Source organism: Diaphorobacter sp. J5-51, from assembly GCF_001023515.1.
In the GTDB taxonomy this organism is placed as follows: Bacteria; Pseudomonadota; Gammaproteobacteria; order Burkholderiales; family Burkholderiaceae_C; genus Diaphorobacter; species Diaphorobacter nitroreducens.
Genome location: NZ_JSYI01000023.1, coordinates 91467 through 105917, shown reverse-complemented (window position 1 = coordinate 105917; position 14451 = coordinate 91467). Strand labels below are relative to the sequence as shown.

15 protein-coding genes and 1 pseudogene are annotated in these 14451 nt (G+C 68.2%); 4 read left to right on the top strand and 12 right to left on the bottom strand.

From position 1 onward, the window contains the following. The 6 genes and pseudogenes from OX89_RS03075 to OX89_RS03055 all read right to left on the bottom strand — a co-directional run. Positions 1-775: ABC transporter substrate-binding protein (locus OX89_RS03075; RefSeq protein ID WP_047349506.1), on the bottom strand; the 775-nt coding region annotated here is incomplete at its 3' end. Positions 776-858: 83 nt separating this feature from the next. Next, positions 859-1792, bottom strand: a pseudogene (locus tag OX89_RS03070) (ABC transporter substrate-binding protein); the annotation flags it as partial. Position 1793: 1 nt separating this feature from the next. Continuing rightward, positions 1794-2061 (bottom strand): ABC transporter substrate-binding protein (locus OX89_RS18940; protein WP_234305482.1); only part of this gene is annotated, 268 nt, incomplete at its 3' end. A 44-nt stretch (positions 2062-2105) separates the two neighbouring features. Beyond that, on the bottom strand, positions 2106-2819 hold the full coding sequence (locus OX89_RS03065; protein WP_047349504.1) for an ABC transporter ATP-binding protein: 714 nt from the start codon (positions 2817-2819) through the stop codon (positions 2106-2108). Between the two features lies 1 nt (position 2820). Beyond that, positions 2821-3591, bottom strand: coding sequence for an ABC transporter ATP-binding protein (locus tag OX89_RS03060; RefSeq protein ID WP_047349503.1), 771 nt, complete (start codon positions 3589-3591; stop codon positions 2821-2823). Positions 3592-3763: 172 nt separating this feature from the next. Continuing rightward, positions 3764-4549 (bottom strand): TOBE domain-containing protein, encoded by a 786-nt coding sequence (locus OX89_RS03055; protein ID WP_047349516.1) that lies wholly within the window; start codon positions 4547-4549, stop codon positions 3764-3766. Between the two features lie 133 nt (positions 4550-4682). On the opposite strand from OX89_RS03055, the gene modA reads away from it, so the two are divergent. The 3 genes from modA (at position 4683) to modC (ending at position 7304) form a co-directional block, all read left to right on the top strand. Next, positions 4683-5444 (top strand): molybdate ABC transporter substrate-binding protein, encoded by a 762-nt coding sequence (gene modA / locus OX89_RS03050; protein WP_047349502.1) that lies wholly within the window; start codon positions 4683-4685, stop codon positions 5442-5444. Positions 5445-5535: 91 nt separating this feature from the next. Then, positions 5536-6219: a molybdate ABC transporter permease subunit gene (modB, locus tag OX89_RS03045; protein WP_047349501.1), complete on the top strand. Its 684-nt coding sequence runs from the start codon at positions 5536-5538 to the stop codon at positions 6217-6219. An 8-nt stretch (positions 6220-6227) separates the two neighbouring features. Beyond that, complete coding sequence (gene modC / locus OX89_RS03040; protein ID WP_047349515.1) at positions 6228-7304, top strand: molybdenum ABC transporter ATP-binding protein; 1077 nt, start codon at positions 6228-6230, stop codon at positions 7302-7304. Positions 7305-7428: 124 nt separating this feature from the next. On the opposite strand, the gene OX89_RS03035 is transcribed toward modC, so the two are convergent. From OX89_RS03035 to OX89_RS03020, 4 genes are read right to left on the bottom strand one after another with little or no spacing between them, the layout of a single operon-like run. After that, positions 7429-8283: a molybdate ABC transporter substrate-binding protein gene (locus OX89_RS03035; RefSeq protein ID WP_052952228.1), complete on the bottom strand. Its 855-nt coding sequence runs from the start codon at positions 8281-8283 to the stop codon at positions 7429-7431. A 9-nt stretch (positions 8284-8292) separates the two neighbouring features. Continuing rightward, the gene (locus OX89_RS03030; RefSeq protein ID WP_047349500.1) at positions 8293-9117 is read right to left on the bottom strand and encodes a substrate-binding domain-containing protein; all 825 of its coding nucleotides are present in this window, start codon (positions 9115-9117) and stop codon (positions 8293-8295) included. After that, positions 9114-9890, bottom strand: coding sequence for a phosphate ABC transporter ATP-binding protein (locus tag OX89_RS03025; RefSeq protein ID WP_047349499.1), 777 nt, complete (start codon positions 9888-9890; stop codon positions 9114-9116). The genes OX89_RS03030 and OX89_RS03025 overlap by 4 nt, the downstream gene beginning before the upstream one ends. Continuing rightward, a complete protein-coding gene (locus OX89_RS03020) occupies positions 9887-10624 on the bottom strand; it encodes an ABC transporter permease (protein ID WP_011806253.1) in 738 nt (245 codons plus the stop codon). Before OX89_RS03020 ends, OX89_RS03025 begins: the two co-directional genes overlap by 4 nt. 50 nt (positions 10625-10674) lie before the next feature. Between OX89_RS03020 and OX89_RS03015 the strand changes: the two genes are divergently transcribed. Continuing rightward, a complete protein-coding gene (locus OX89_RS03015; RefSeq protein WP_047349498.1) occupies positions 10675-11796 on the top strand; it encodes a substrate-binding domain-containing protein in 1122 nt (373 codons plus the stop codon). 36 nt (positions 11797-11832) lie between these two features. On the opposite strand, the gene OX89_RS03010 is transcribed toward OX89_RS03015, so the two are convergent. Further along, positions 11833-13812: a TRAP transporter large permease subunit gene (locus OX89_RS03010; protein ID WP_047349497.1), complete on the bottom strand. Its 1980-nt coding sequence runs from the start codon at positions 13810-13812 to the stop codon at positions 11833-11835. Next, positions 13809-14429 carry a TRAP transporter small permease subunit gene (locus tag OX89_RS03005; protein ID WP_011806256.1) on the bottom strand — a complete coding sequence of 207 codons (621 nt, stop codon included), beginning with the start codon at positions 14427-14429 and terminating at the stop codon, positions 13809-13811. Before OX89_RS03005 ends, OX89_RS03010 begins: the two co-directional genes overlap by 4 nt. Positions 14430-14451: the final 22 nt, after the last annotated feature.

Sequence of the window (14451 nt, the reverse complement as noted above, 5' to 3'; positions counted from 1 at the left end):
GTGACGGATTCAACAGCCTCACACACAGAAATCCTGACACTCCCCCGATGCCGAATTCCTTGGCCGCCTTGATCGAGTTGATCGTGTCGCCACCGGCGTTGGCCAGGCCCAGGATCTGCGCCTTGGAGTTCTGCGCCTGCAGCAGGAAGGACGAGAAGTCGGAGGCATTCAGCGGGTGGCGCACCGCGCCCACCACCGTGCCGCCCTTTTCCTTGACGACCCTGGACGTGTCCGCCTCGAGCGCGTGGCCGAAGGCATAGTCCGCCGTCAGGAAGAACCAGCTCTTGCCGCCACCGTCGACGATGGCACCGCCCGTGCCCTTGGCCAGGGCCACGGTGTCGTAGGCGTAGTGCACGGTATAGGGCGTGCACTGGTCGTTGGTCAGCGCAGAGGACGCCGCGCCGTTGTTGATCATCACGCGCTTTTTCTCTTCCGCGACCTTGGCCAGCGCCAGCGCAGTGCCGGAGTTGGTGCCGCTGAAGATCATGGTCAGGCCCTGGGTGTCGATCCACTCGCGCGCCTTGCTGGCGGCGATGTCGGCCTTGTTCTGGTGGTCGGCCGTCAGCAGCTCGATGGGTTTGCCCAGCACCTTGCCGCCAAAGTCGTCGATGGCCATCTGGATGGCCACGCCACCGTTCTTGCCTTCCACGTCGGCGTAGAGGCTGGACATGTCGGTGATGAAGCCGATCTTGACCTTGTCCTGCGCGTGCGCGGTCGACGCCATGAGCCCCGCGGCCCCGAGCACGAACGCCAATGTCGTGAGCTTCGCTTTCATGTGGTGTCTCCTTTGTCTTTCATGCTTTGGTTTGCAACGTCGACGCGCGCGGTCCCGGGCAGTGCCCGGGACCGTGGCTCAACTCACTTCCACAGGGCGCACTTGCTCTCGGCCTTGGTGGTGAACACCTGGTCGCCGGGCAGCTTGGCCACGACCTTGTAGTAGTCCCAGGGTTCCTTGGATTCGGAGGGCGACTTCACCTGCATGAGGTACATGTCGTGCACGAAGCGGCCGTCGGCGCGGATCGTGCCCTTGGCGTAGAAGTCGTCGATCGGCGTGGACTTGAGCTTCTCCATGACCTTGTCGGCATCGGTAGTGCCGGCGGCTTGCACGGCCTTCAGGTAGTTCATGGTGGCGGAGTAGTCGGCCGCGTGGATGTCCGTGGGCATGCGCTTGGTCTTGGCGAAGAACTTCTTGCCGAAGGCGCGCGTCTGGTCGTTCAGGTTCCAGTCCCAGCTGGTGGTCAGCAGCAGGCCCTCGGTGTTGCGCAGGCCCAGGCTGTGGATGTCGGTCAGGAACACGAGCAGACCGGCCAGCTTCATGGTCTTGGTGATGCCGAATTCCTTGGCGGCCTTGATGGAATTGATGGTGTCGCCGCCCGCGTTGGCCAGGCCCAGGATCTGCGCCTTGGAGCTTTGCGCCTGCAGCAGGAACGAAGAGAAGTCGGATGCGTTCAGCGGGTGCCTGACGCTGCCCAGCACGCGGCCGCCGTTGTCCTTCACGACCGCGGCCGTGTCGTTCTCCAGCGCCTGGCCGAAGGCGTAGTCGGCCGTCAGGAAGAACCAGTCCTTGCCGCCTTGCTTGACCACGGCGCCGCCGGTGCCCTTGGCCAGTGCCACGGTGTCGTAGGCGTAGTGCACGGTGTAGGGGCTGCACTGGGCGTTGGTCAGCGCCGAGGAGCCCGCGCCGTTGTTGAAATAGACGCGCTTCTTATCCTTCGCCACCTCGGCCATGGCCAGCGCGGTGCCGGAGTTGGTGCCGCCAAACAGCATGGTCAGGTTCTGCGTGTCGATCCATNCGCGCGCCTTGCTGGCGGCGATGTCGGCCTTGTTCTGGTGGTCGGCGGAAATCAGCTCGATGGGCTTGCCGAGCACCTTGCCGCCAAAGTCGTCGATGGCCATCTGGATCGCTACCACGCCGTTCTTGCCTTCCACGTCGGCGTAGAGGCTGGACATGTCGGTGATGAAACCGATCTTGACCTTGTCCTGTGCATGGGCCTGCATGGCGGATACCGCCAGGCCGGCGGCCCCCATCACTGCGACCAGTGTCTTGAGTGTCTTTTGCATTGTTGTCTCCTTGGTGGGTGCGAAACGAATGGGAAAGGGGTCGGTCAGACGCCCAGCAACTGGTTGAGCACGGGCATCTTGGCCTGCAGCTCGTCGGCGCCGAACTGCAGGGCGATCTGGCCGTGCTCCATGACGTAGAAGCGGTCGGCCAGCGGCGCGGCGAAGCGGAAGTTCTGCTCCACCATCACCACCGTGTAGCCCTTCTCGCGCAGCATGGTGATCATGCGGGCCAGCGCCTGCACGATCACGGGCGCCAGGCCTTCGGAAATTTCGTCCAGCAGCAGCAGCTTGGCGCCGGTGCGCAGGATGCGGGCCACGGCCAGCATCTGCTGCTCACCGCCCGACAGGCGCGTGCCCTGGCTGTTCTTGCGCTCGGCCAGGTTGGGGAACATGGCGTAGATCTCGTCGATCGACATGCCCTGCGAGCCCGTCTTGAGCACGGGCGGCAGCATCAGGTTCTCCTCGCACGACAGGCTGGAGAAGATGCCGCGCTCTTCGGGGCAGTAGCCCAGGCCCAGGTGCGCGATGCGGTGCGTTGGCAGGTGGATGGTCTCCACGCCGTGGATCTTCACCGAGCCCTTGCGTGCGCCGGTCAGGCCCATGATGGCGCGCATGGTGGAGGTGCGGCCCGCGCCGTTGCGTCCCAGCAGCGTGACCACTTCGCCGGGCTGCACGACCATGTCCACGCCGTGCAGCACGTGCGACTCGCCGTACCAGGCTTCGAGATTGCGGATTTCCAGTGCGGGGGTGCCGGCCATGTCAGTGCGCCCCCTGCAGTTGGCCGTCGGTCGTGCCCATGTACGCTTCCATGACTTGCGGATTCTTTGAGACTTCTTCGTAGGGCCCTTCGGCCAGGACGGCGCCGCGCTGCAGCACCGTGATGCGGTCGGCGATGGTCGAGATGACCTTCATGTTGTGCTCCACCATGAGGATGGTGCGGCCCGCGGACACCTTCTTGATGAGCTGCGTGACGCGGTCCACGTCCTCGTGGCCCATGCCCTGCGTGGGCTCGTCCAGCAGCATCAGTTCGGGCTCCATGGCCAGCGTGGTGGCGATCTCCAGCGCACGCTTGCGGCCATAGGGCAGGTTCACCGTGACCTCGTCGGCCAGCTCCTGCAGGCCGACCTCGGTCAGCAGTTGCACCGCACGGTCGTTGAGCTGGCTGAGGCTGCGCTCGCTGCGCCAGAAGTGGTAGCTGGTGCCCAGCTTGCGCTGCAGGCCCAGGCGCACGTTCTCCATCAGCGTGAGGTGCGGGAACACCGCCGAGATCTGGAACGAGCGAATCACGCCGCGCCGCGCGATCTGCGCAGGCTGCTCACGGGTGATGTCGTTGCCGTTGAAATGAATGGTGCCCGAGGTGGGCTCCAGGAACTTGGTCAGCAGGTTGAAGCAGGTGGTCTTGCCTGCGCCGTTGGGGCCGATCAGTGCGTGGATGGAACCACGGCGCACGCTCAGGCTCACGTCGCTGACCGCGGTGAAGCCCTTGAATTCCTTGGTGAGGCGGGATGTTTGCAGTATGACGTCGCTCATTGTCATCAGGCACGTGCCGCGCGGGGTGCGCGACACAGACCGTCTCCATGTTTATGTTGCACCGCATCCTAAAGTGCCACCCCCTGCGCCATAACTGGGAGAAATGCCTATGTATAAACGCCTACGTAGGAACGCTTCATGCCCCCGGCCAACACGGGGCCTTGCGGGTCATTCATGCGCTTTCGGCGGCGATCACGATGGCCGACTCCTCGGCCACCATGACGACACGCGAGCGCACGCGCAGCCCCGATCCCGCGGCAGCGAATCCCACCATCTGCATGCCCGCCTCCAACTGCGCCGCGACCTCGTCCCCCAACTCGCCGCGCGACACGCGCGCGGCCCGCGCGGCCCAGTGATTGGCGGCACCAGGCGCAGGCGCGCGTGCCGCAGCCAGCACACGCACGGCCGTGGCCTTGCACAGCGCCTGCACGGGCACGCCCGGGCGCAGGCCCAGCAGCTCGGCGCTCTCGCGCGTGATGCGCGAAAACACCTGCAGCTGCGCCGCGTCGCCCGCCCCACGCAGATGCACGCGCACGATCTGCCCACACGACTGCATGCCTTGCACGATGCAGGGCCATTGGTTGCGCATGCTGGTGCGCACCGCCAGCCGCGCGGCGACCGCCTGTGCGCCGCCGCCCTCGCCCACCCCAGCCAGCACCGTGGCGCGTACCTGCCGCATCGCATCGGCCGCCTCCAGCAACTGCCGCCCCGCGGGCGTGAGGCGCGCGCCGCCGCCGCCCACGCCGCCCACCACGCGCTCCACCAACGGTGCGCCGGCCAGGTTGGTCAGCGTATCCAGCGCCTGCCACGCGGCCTTGTAACTGACGCCCACGGCACGCGCCGCCTGGGAGATGGAGCCGCCCTGCCCGATCTGGCGCAGGATGTCGATGCGCTTGTCGGCCATGCCATGGCCCAGGGCGTCGAGGAACGATACGGAATGCTGCATGGGCGCGATCATGCCGCCTTGCGCGCACGGGCGCCAAGGCGCTTGGGGCGCACGCGGCATGCTGCAAACGGCAAACGGCAAACGGCATGCACGGGTGGGTAGCTATACTTCTCGCTATTCACAAATGGAATAACGAGGTCCTCTCATGTCCGGTTTCCCTGTCCGCTCCATCCTGTGGTCCGCTCTGGCTGCCGCTGCCCTGCTGCCGACAGCGCAGGCGGGTGAGGTGTCGGTGGCCGTGGCCGCCAACTTCACCGCGCCCATGCAACGGATCGCCGCGCAGTTCGAGCAGGACACGGGCCACAAGGCCGTGCTGTCTTTTGGCGCCACGGGCAAGTTCTACGCGCAGATCGCCAACGGCGCGCCGTTCGGGGTGCTGCTGGCGGCCGACGACGCCACGCCGCAGAAGATCGCCCGCGAGGGCCTGGGTAACGGCGCCACGCGCTTCACCTACGCCATCGGCCGGCTGGTGCTGTGGAGCAAGCAGCCCGGCTATGTGGATGCCGAAGGCCAGGTGCTGCGCACCGGCGACTGGAAGCACATCGCCATCGCCAACCCCAAGCTGGCGCCCTACGGCCTGGCCGCGATGCAGACGCTGGACAAGCTGGGCCTTGCGGCGCAGGTGCAGCCACGCGTGGTCACGGGCGAGAACATCGGCCAGACCTACCAGTTCGCCGCATCGGGCAACGCGCAACTGGGCTTCGTGGCGCTCTCGCAGGTGATGGAGAACGGCCAGTTGCGCGAAGGCTCGGCCTGGGTCGTGCCCGCCACCATGCACGCACCGATCCGCCAGGACGCCATCGTGCTCCAGCGGGGCGAGGGCAACCCCGCGGCCGACGCGCTCATGCAGTACCTGCGCGGCGAGAAAGCGCGCGCCGTCATCCGTGCCTACGGCTATGATTTTTGAAGCGCCTTGCGCATGATAGCGGAGCGTTTCCCAGCCAATCCGACTGACAACCCAGATAAATCAAGCGCCAACAGCTCTTGTTTTAATAGCATTGAACACACCCCTGATCGGCCCTGACGACTGGGCCGCCATCTGGCTCACGCTGCAGCTGGCCAGCGTCACCACCGTGCTGCTGCTGGTGCTGTGCACGCCGCTGGCCTGGTGGCTGGCCCACACGCGCTCGCGCTGGCGCGGCCCCGTGGGGGCCGTGGTGGCGCTGCCGCTGGTACTGCCGCCCACGGTGATCGGCTTCTATCTGCTGGTGAGCATGGGGCCAGGCGGCGCCATCGGGCAGCTGACCGAGGCGCTGGGCCTGGGACGGCTGCCGTTCACCTTCCCGGGGCTGGTCGTCGGCTCCCTCGTGTATTCGCTGCCGTTCGCCGTGCAGCCGCTGCAGCGCGCCTTCGAAGCGCTGGGCCGCCGACCGCTGGAGGTGGCGGCCACGCTGGGCGCCAGCCCGCTGGACCGGTTCTTCAGTGTCGCCCTGCCCTTGGCGCGCCCCGGTTTCGTGACGGCCGCCATCCTGAGCTTTGCGCACACGGTGGGCGAATTCGGCGTGGTGCTCATGCTGGGCGGCAACATCCCCGGGGTGACGCGCGTGGTGTCGGTGCAGATCTACGACCATGTGGAAGCCCTGGAGTACGCCCAGGCGCACTGGCTCGCCGGCGGCATGGTGGCGTTCTCGTTCATCGTGCTCATGCTGCTGCACTGGCTGCAGCCCAGGGGGGGGCGATGACGGGCGCAATGAACGGCATTCACGCCCGGCTGTCTTTGGCGCGGCCGGACTTCACGCTGGACGTGCAGCTGGCGCTGCCGGGCCATGGCGTGACGGCGCTGTTCGGCCCCTCGGGCTGCGGCAAGACCACCTGCCTGCGCGCGCTGGCGGGGCTGGAGCGCGCGCGCGGCAGCGTGCAGGTCAACGGCGAAGTCTGGCAGGACGACGCCACCGGCCAGTGGCGCCCCACGCACCAGCGCGCGCTGGGCTATGTGTTCCAGGAGGCCAGCCTGTTCGCGCACCTGGACGTGCGCCGCAACATGGAATACGGCCTGCGCCGCCAGCCGCCCGCACGCCGCCGCGTGTCGCTGGAGCAGGCGGTGGAACTGCTGGGCCTGGGCGCCCTGCTGCCCCGCATGCCCCACACCCTCTCGGGCGGTGAGCGCCAGCGCGTGGCGATTGCGCGGGCTCTCGCCACCAGCCCGCGCGTGCTGCTGATGGACGAACCCCTGGCTGCACTGGACGCCGCGCGCAAGGCCGAGGTCATGCCCTACCTGGAGCGCCTGCAGCGCAGCCTGGACATTCCCGTGCTCTACGTGAGCCACTCGAGCGACGAGGTGGCCCGGCTGGCCTCCCACCTGGTGCTGCTGCAGGCCGGCCGCGTCACGGCCCAGGGCCCCACGGCCGAGCTGATGGCGCGGCTGGACCTGCCCCTGGCGCACGGGGACGCCGCCGCCGCGCTGGTGCAGGGCCGCGTGCTGGCGCACGATGCGCACGACCAGTTGCTGACTGTGGCCATCGACGGCGGGCAGATTCAGTTGGCCAGCGGCCGCCCGCGCGCCGTGGGCGAGAGCGTGCGTCTGCGCGTGCTGGCGCGCGACGTGAGCCTGGCGCGCACCCGCGCAGCGGACAGCAGCATCCTGAACCTGCTGCCCGCGCGCATCACGCAGTTGGCCGACGACGGCCCCGGCCAGGTGTTGGTGGTGCTGGACGTGGCGGGCACCACGCTGCTGGCGCGCATCACGCTGCGCTCTTGCCGCACGCTGGCGCTGGCCGTGGGCGATGAGGTGTTTGCGCAGGTCAAGGGCGTGGCGCTGGTGGACTGAGACGATCACTCCTGCGGACGCACGGCGCTACACGTCATCTGGGCCAGCCATGCCGCGACACGCAGGTGCGCCCACCCATCGCCAAGTTCAACGCCCGCGATGGTGAAGCCGTGCCGCGCGCCGCTCAGGGCGCGGCAAATCCCAGGCGCCGCAGCACGCGCTGCGCGGGCTCGGCCATCAGGGTCTGGGCAAAGTCCAGCGCGGCCTGGGGCGCACCGCGACGCACCGTAAGCCCATAAGCTGCAGCCACGTGCAGCTCTGGCGGCACCTGCACCACCTGCAGCGCCGGCACTTCGCGGTGGGCAGAAACGGCGTTGGTGCAGTAGGTCAGAAACACGTCCGCCCGCCCCTCGGCCATGACCCAGGCATAGGTGCCGCGACCGGGTGGCGCCTTGGGCGAGGTGGGCCCGCCGGTCAGTTGCAGCGCCTTGGCCTCCAGCCGCGCAAAGGCGCCGGGGCGTACCTGCTCTGCCCGGCGAAACAGCTCCCAGGCATAGTCGCCCGACGGGTCCGACTGGGGCGTGGAGGTGCCCAGCCGCATGTCGGCGCGCAGCAGCGTGTCCAGCAGGTTGGCCGTGGTCACCGGCACGCCGGGCGCAGCCAGTGCACACAGGGCATTGCGGGTGAACACCTGCGGCGCGCCCCAATCGCCCGCGCGCGCCAGGCGCTGCGGGTGCTCGGTATCGGCGGAGGCGAATACCATGGCCGGCTCGCCGGACTCGATGCGCTCGCGCAGCAGGCCGGACGCTCCGAAGGTCAATGCCACCTTCTGGCCCGTGCGCACCTCGTGCTCACGCGCAATCTCGGTGAAGGCCTCGCGCAGGCTGCCGGCGGCATAAACGGTCACGTTCGTGGCCGCGCCCATGCCCGCGGACGGCGTGCTTGCACCCATTGCCGTGCCGCCAGGCTGGGCACAACCGCTCAACACGGCAGCCATTGCGGCCACGCCGGCCACACGGAGCAAGGAACGGCGGTCCATGGCATGGCCTTACGGGTTGGCGTTGGGGAAGAACAGCTGCTCGCCGTTGATCTTGTAGCCGGCGATGGCACTCTGGCCCGCGGGCGAGACCACCCAGTCCACGAACTTCTGCGCCTCGGCCTGCTTTACATGCGGGTGCTTGGCGGGGTTCACCACCATCACGCCATACTGGTTGAACAGGCGCTTGTCGCCTTCCACCAGCACCGCGAGGTTGTCGCGGTTCTTGAAGTTGAGCCAGGTGCCTCGGTCCGTCAGCGCGTACGCACCGCTGGAGGCCGCGATGTTCAGCGCCGGGCCCATGCCGCACCCGCATTCCTTGTAGCCGCTGCCCTTCACGCCCTCGGTGGCGATCTTCCAGTAGCGCAGCTCGGCTGCATGGGTGCCGCTCTTGTCACCGCGCGAGATGAACTCCGCGTTGGCCGCGGCGATCTTCTTGAGCGCGGCGGCGATGTCGTTGCCCTTGGTGCCGGCAGCATCCGCCTTGCCACCCACGAGGATGAAGTCGTTGTACATGACCGGGTAGCGCTTCACGCCCCAGCCGTCGGCCACGAACTTCTCCTCGGCCACCTGGTCGTGCACGAACAGCACGTCGGCGTCGCCGCGGCGCGCCATGTCCAGCGCCTGGCCGGTGCCCACGGCCACCACCTTCACGTCGATGCCGGTGGCCTGCTTGAAGGCCGGCAGTAGGTGGGTGAACAGGCCCGATTGCTCGGTGGAGGTGGTCGATGCCAGGGTGATGGCCTGCGCCGCAGCGCTGCCATACGCTACCAAAGCAATAGCTGCTACCGCAGTCTGTGTAAGCGCTAGAGGCCAAAAACGCTTGTGATTTTTCATGCTATTTCTCCTTTGACGAACAGACGGGCGGCCTCGGGCAGGGGGCCGTTGAAAAAATCGTGCACGGGCAGGTCCGCCAGCACGCGCCCGTGCTCCAGGTAGAGCACACGGCTGGCCAGGCGCTTGACCTGTCCCAGGTTGTGGCTGCTGAACAGCATGGTCACCGGCTGATCGGGGCCGGCGCTGCCGTGGCTGGCGGCAAAGTCGGCCATCAGCGATTCGATCTCGCGCTTGGCATGCGGGTCCAGGCTGGCGGTGGGCTCGTCCAGCAGCAGCACGTCGGGCCGCAGGGCCCAGGCGCGCGCAAACGCCAGCCGCTGCTGCTGCCCGCCGGACAAGGTGCGCGCGTTCTGCCGCGCGATGTCCTGCAGCCCCACGCGGTGCAGCGCCACGGAGGCCTGGGCGCAGGCCTCCTGCCAGCGCACCCGGCGCAGCCACAATCCCAGCGCCACGTTGTTCAGCGCGCTGGTGCGCAACACGAAAGGCCGCTGGAACACCATGGCCACGCGCGGCGCGCCGTCGCGGCGCAGCTGTCCCGCGCTGGGGCGCACCAGGCCGTGCAATGCGCGCAGCAGCGTGCTCTTGCCACTGCCGTTGGCACCCACCAGGGCCACGCGCTCGCCGGGCATCACACGCAGATTGATGCCGGCCAGCGCCTGCACCGCGCCGTAGCGCACGGACAGCTCGCGCAGCGCAAACAACGGCGGCTCGATGGTGGAAACGTCGCCCGGGCTCTCCTCCCCGGGGAAGACGGGTGACGGCAGCGCGCTCATGCCCCCACCCCGGCCAGGCCTCCCACGGCGGCACCATCCACGCGTTCGCGCCAGCGACGCAGCAGCGCAATGCCCACGTTGAGCAACAACACGACGCCCAGCAGCACGAGGCCCAGCGCCAGCGCCAGCGGCAGGTCGCCCTTGCTGGTCTCCAGCGCGATGGCGGTGGTCATGACGCGCGTGAAGCCGTCGATGTTGCCGCCCACGATCATCACCGCGCCCACCTCCGAGATGGCGCGGCCGAATGCGGCGATCAGCACCGTGAGCAGCGCATAGCGCTCGTCCCAGGCCACCAACAGGGCACGCAACAGGGTGCCGGCGCCCAGCGAGCGCAACTGCTCGCCATGCAGGCGGTCCACGTCCTCGACCACCTGGCGCGTAAGCGCGGTGACCACGGGCAACACCAGCAGCGCCTGCGCCAGCACCATCGCCTTGAAGGAAAACAGCCAGCCCAGGCTGCCCAGCGGGCCGGTGCGCGACAGCAGCAGGTACACGCCCAGGCCCACCACCACCGAGGGCACGGCCAGCAGGGTATTGAGCACCGCGAGCACCGCGTCGCGCCCGGCAAAGCGCGCCACGCCCAGCCATGCCCCCAGCACCACGCCCGCGCCGCAGGCGAGCAGGCAGGCCGTGGCACTCACGGCGAGCGAACGCACGACGATGGTCCACAAGGCGGCATCGGCGGAGGTGATGAGGTGCAGCGCCGTGGCGACGCTCTGGGTCATTGTGGACATGGGTTGGGCTATCGTATGCAGCAATCCAATACCCGGCGATATGAAAACTTGTGCATAGGATCCAACTCCACTACACGCTCGACCGCGACGCGGACGACGCGCTGATCCGCAATCCCCTGCTCGACATGCTGCAGGCCGTGGCGCAGCAGGGCTCCATCTCGGGCGCGGCGCGCGCGCTGGACCTGTCGTACCGCCACGTGTGGGGCGCACTCAAGCGCTGGGAAGAACAACTGGGCAGCGAGCTCATCGTCTGGGGCAAGGGCCAGTCCGCCCAGCTCAGCGAATTCGGCACCAAGCTGCTGTGGGCCGAGCGCCAGGCGCAGGCGCGGCTCGCGCCGCAGATCGAGGCGCTGCGCGCCGATCTGGAGCGCGCGTTTGCCGTGGCGTTCGACGAACATGCCCATGTGCTGACGCTGTATGCCAGCCACGACGATGCGCTGTCCGTGCTGCGCGCGTTCGCCACCGCGCCCGCCCACGCGGGCCAGGGCGGTGCGCTGCACCTGGACATCCGCTTCACCGGCAGCGTGGACGCGATCCGTGCACTCAACGAAGGGCGGTGCACCATCGCCGGCTTTCACACGCTGGAGGAGCCGGGCATGGATACCCTGGCCGCGCAGACCTACCGCCCCCTGCTGCAGCCGGGGCTGCACAAGGTGATCGGCTTCGCGCGCCGCGCGCAGGGCCTGATCGTGGCGCGCGGCAACCCGCTGGGCCTGACCTCGCTGGCGGACGTGGCGCGCACGGGCGCGCGCTTCGTCAACCGCCCGCTGGGCACGGGCACGCGGGTGCTGTTGACCGACCTGCTCGCGCAGGCGGGCCTGGAACCCGCAGAGATCGAGGGCTACGACCGCGATGAGCCCTCGCACGCCGCGCTGGCGCAGGCCATCGCCGCCGGCAATGCCGACGTGGGCATGGGCATCGAGCTGGCGGCGCGTGCGCGCGGGCTGGACTTCGTGCCGCTGGTGTACGAGCGCTACCACCTGGCCTGCCTGAAGTCCTCACTGGAGCAGCCGGCCACGCGCGCGCTGCGCGAACTGCTGCAGACCCCTGCCTGGCAACGGCGCATGGCTGCCATGCCCGGCTATGCACCCATGCACTGCGGCGAAGTGCTGGCCATGAGCCGCGTGCTGCCGTGGTGGAACTTCACGCGCCGCAGGGCCGCGGCGCGTTGACGCCATGAGGCGGGGACCGCAGTCCCCGGCCCGGCATCACTTGTAGAGCAGTTGCGGCAGCCACAGACCGATCTGCGGCCACACATACAGCAGCACGATCGCCAGCACCTGGATGCCCATGAACGGCAGCATGCCCAGGAAGATCTGGTTGAGCGTCACATGCGGCGGCGCCACGCCCTTCAGGTAGAACGCCGACATGGCCACGGGCGGCGACAGGAAGGCGGTCTGCAGGTTCAGCGCCACCAGCAGGCCGAAGAACAGCGGGTCCACGCCGAAGTGGCTCAGCAGCGGAATGAAGATGGGCATGAAGATCACGATGATCTCCGTCCACTCCAGCGGCCAGCCCAGCAGGAAGATCACCACCTGCGACAGCACCATGAACTCGATCTTGCTCAGGTTCATGGAGAGCACCCACTGCTCGATGAGCTCCTGCCCCCCCAGCAGCGCGAAGGCCGCGGAGAAGATGGCCGAGCCCACGAACAGCCAGCACACCATGGCCGAGGTCTTGGCCGTGAGGTACACCGACTCGCGCACCACATCCATGCTCAGGCGCTTGTAGGCCGCGGCCAGCACGAAGCCGCCGAACGCCCCCATGGCCGCCGCCTCGGTCGGCGTCGCCAGACCGAACACGATGGAGCCCAGCACGGCCATGATCAGTGTCAGCAGCGGGAAGAACGAGCCCAGCAGCATCTTGAAGATTTCCAGCCGCGCGAAGCTCAGGAACAGATAGAAGAGCGCGGTGGCCGCACCCAGCACGCCAAACATCACCCACCACCAGGTGGGCGCGGGTTGCGTGGCAGCCTGGGGCGTGGCACCTGCGGTGGAGCCGGGTGGCTCCCCCACTGCAGATTGGGCAGATTGGGCGGATGGGGCGGACTGCGCGGGCTCGGCGCCGGGGGGCTCGGCCAGCGCACCACTGTCCGCGCCCGGAGGCTCCTGCAGGCCCGTGGATTCCTGCGGCGGTTCTTGCAGACCGCCCTCCACCGGCGGCTCCTGCAAGCCAAACTCCGACGCCACCCGGGACGAGTTGTCGTTGAAGCCGATGGGTTGGATGCCGTACGCCTCCTCCACCGACACCGTGGTGACCGCACGCCAGCTGCTGGTGGCCAGCAGTACGAACAGCAGCCCCGGCATCACCACCAGTGCCAGTTGCCGCAGCACATAGGCCGTGGGTACCTGCGCATTGCGCTTGCCCTTGAGGGCATCCAGCAAGCGCACGGGGGCATATTGCCGCGTCTCGGCGGGCAGCGCGGCGGTCATGGCCGGCAGCACCACCTGCCGTTCCTCGGCCGACAGCGGCGGCGCCCAGGCCGGCTTGAGCTTGGCCATCAGGATCACGTACATCACATACAGGCCCGCCAGCATGATGCCGGGGAAGAAGGCGCCCGCGTACAGCTGCACCACCGATACGCCCGCCGTGGCGCCATACAGGATCAGCAGCACCGACGGCGGAATCAGGATGCCCAGGCAGCCACCCGCCGTGATCGCGCCGGCCGACATGGGCGTGCTGTAGCCCGCGCGCAGCATGGCCGGCAGCGCCAGCAGGCCCATCAGCGTGACCACCGCGCCCACGATGCCCGTGGCGGTGGCAAAGATGGCGCAGGTGATCAGCGTGGCCACGGCCAGCGAACCCGGCACGCGCGCCATGGCCAGGTGCAGGCTCTTGAAAAGCTTTTCGATCAGGTTGGCCCGCTCGACCAGGTAGCCCATGAACACGAACAACGGAATGGCGATGAGCACGTCGTTGGCCATGCTCTTGTAAGCCGCCTGCACCATCAGGTCCAGCGTGCGCGTGATGTCGCGGTCGTACGCCAGCCAGGTGAAGATCATGCCCATGCCCATGAGCGTGAACGCGGTGGGAAAACCCAGCATGATGGCCACCACCACCAGCGACAGCATCAGCAAGCCCAGGTGGCCGCGCGTGATCGTCTCCACGCCCAGCAGCATCCCGACGGCGCCGGCCACCACCAGCGCCATGATGGCAAAGCCGAACCACAGTTCCTTGCGCATCTTCATGGCTTGCCCCCCTGTGCGGCGGATGCGGGAGCCGGCACCTGCAGGTCGCTGTCGTTCACGTGCACCATCTCCTTGAGCTTCTCGACGTCCACCTCTTCCACGTCCTCGCCGCGCCGGGGCCACGCGCCCTGGCGCAGGCAGATCACGCAGCGCGCGATCTCCGCCAGCCCCTGCAGCAGCAGCACGGCGCCCGCCAGGGGAATCACGAACTTGAAGGGGTACAGCGGCAGCGGCGTGGCGGAGAACGTCTGCTCGCGGATGGCCAGCGATTCCTGCGCATAGGTCCAGCCGGCCCAGGTCATGGCCAGCACGCCCGGCAGGAAGAACAGGATGTAGAGCAGCAGGTCCAGCCCGGCCTGCACGCGCGGGCTGAAGAAGCCGTACAGCACGTCGCCGCGCACGTGGCCGTTCTTGGCCAGGGTGTAGGCGCCCGCCAGCATGAACATGGTGCCGTACAGCATGATCTGTGCGTCCAGCACCCAGGCATGGGGGTTGTTCAGCGCGTAGCGCGAGAAGACCTCCCAGCAGATCAGGGCCGTCAGGCCCACGACGGCCCAGGCCGCCGCCTTGCCGATGAAGGTGGACACGGCATCGATGCCGAGTAAGAGTTTTTGCATGGCTGGAAGAGAACGCTGCGGC